Genomic DNA, 1,448 nt, shown 5'->3' with positions numbered 1-1,448 from the left:
CCGGGGCGGGCGGGCCGGGGGGGGGGGGGCCCCGCGGGGGGGGGCCCGGGGCGGGGCCGGCCCCCCCCCGCGGGCCGGCCCGGCCCGCGGGCGCCCACGACCGGCCCCGACATGTTCGCGCCCGCCGCGACCCCGGCCGTGACGGAACCGGGTCACGTCGCGGCGGGGAGTGTCGCGCCGGAACGGCACGCACGGGCGGCGGCCGCCGACGACGCGCCGAGGGCCGGTGCCGACGGCCACAGCCCGGCCGGGACCGCGTCGCCTGCGGAGACGGGCGGCCCGGCGGACGAGCGGGCCCCGGTGGTCGGCGTCCTTCCGGTGCTGCGCGCCGCGCAGGTGCAGGCGGCGCTGATGGCCATGTCCTCGGCCGACCTCATCGTGGTGCGGATGGTGCTGGACGAGGCGGAGGCGGGCCGCTACGCGCTCGGCGCGATCGCCGCCAAGATCGCTTTCTGGTTGCCCGCGGCCGTCGGTGTGGTGCTCTACCCGCGCATGGCGCAGCCGGCGCACTCGGCCAAGGCGATCAGGGACGCGCTGGCGGTGCTGTCGGTGCTCGGCGTCCTCGCGGTGGCGGGCGCGGCGGTGGCGGCCCCACTGGCCCCGCTGTTCGCCGGCCAGGACTACGCGCCCGTCCAGGGATTGCTGTGGTTGTTCGCCCTGCACGGGGCGATCCTCGCCGTGCTCCAGGGCGCGGTCCTGTCCGCGATCGCCGTCGACCGCACCACCCCCGCCGCGCTCACCTGGCTCGGCCTGGCCGTCGAAGTCGTGCTCATGGTGCTGCTCGCCCGCACCGCTCCCGCCCTCATCGGCACCGCCGTCGCCGTCGCGGGCACCACGACGCTGCTGGTCGTCGCCATCGCCCTGCGCAACACCGCCGCCCGCCCGGTCGGGCACTGACGAACTTCGGGCCCTGCCCGGCCGGGTGGTGATGGACTCCGTGCCCCGCTCGGCCGGGTGGTGATGGACTTCGCCCCCTGCCCGGTCGGGTGATGGACTTCGGGCCCCGCCCGGTCGGGCTCTGACGAACTCCGTGCCCGCCCGGCCGGGTGGCGACGAACTCCGTGCCCTGCCCGGCCGGGTGGCGACGGGCTTCCTGCGCACGGGCATGCCGGCGGACGTCCGGTCGCGCCGTCGAGCCCTGGTCGGCGCCCCGTCGCTGTGCGGACAGCCGCCGGCTCGGGTGGTCGAGCGCCGACGCACGCACGGTCGAGCGCTCACCGACGCGCGCCACCCCGTCGCGCACCCCCGTCGTGCGCAGCCGGACCCGTCCACGCGGTCGACGCGCCGACGGACGCTCCTGCGTGCTCTGGAAGCTCCGGGAAAACGACAGTGGTCCCCGGTTCGTCGACCGGGGGCCACAGTCGCGGTAAGCGAGCGATAATAGGTCTTTATTGTGGATCATGATATGCTCGGTGGGGGCGGGGTACTCACCCCGGCCCACCCCCCCG

At 77.1% G+C, this 1,448-nt stretch carries 1 pseudogene; it reads left to right on the top strand.

Going from position 1 to position 1,448, the window contains the following annotated elements:
• Positions 1-897, top strand: a pseudogene (locus tag QH283_RS07850) (hypothetical protein); the annotation flags it as partial.
• Between the last annotated feature and the right edge of the window lie 551 nt (positions 898-1,448).

It is taken from the genome of Nocardia farcinica (assembly GCF_029867845.1).
Taxonomy (GTDB): Bacteria; Actinomycetota; Actinomycetes; order Mycobacteriales; family Mycobacteriaceae; genus Nocardia; species Nocardia farcinica_A.
Note: the sequence above shows the minus strand (reverse complement) of the source record. Positions and strands in the feature narration are given on the sequence as shown.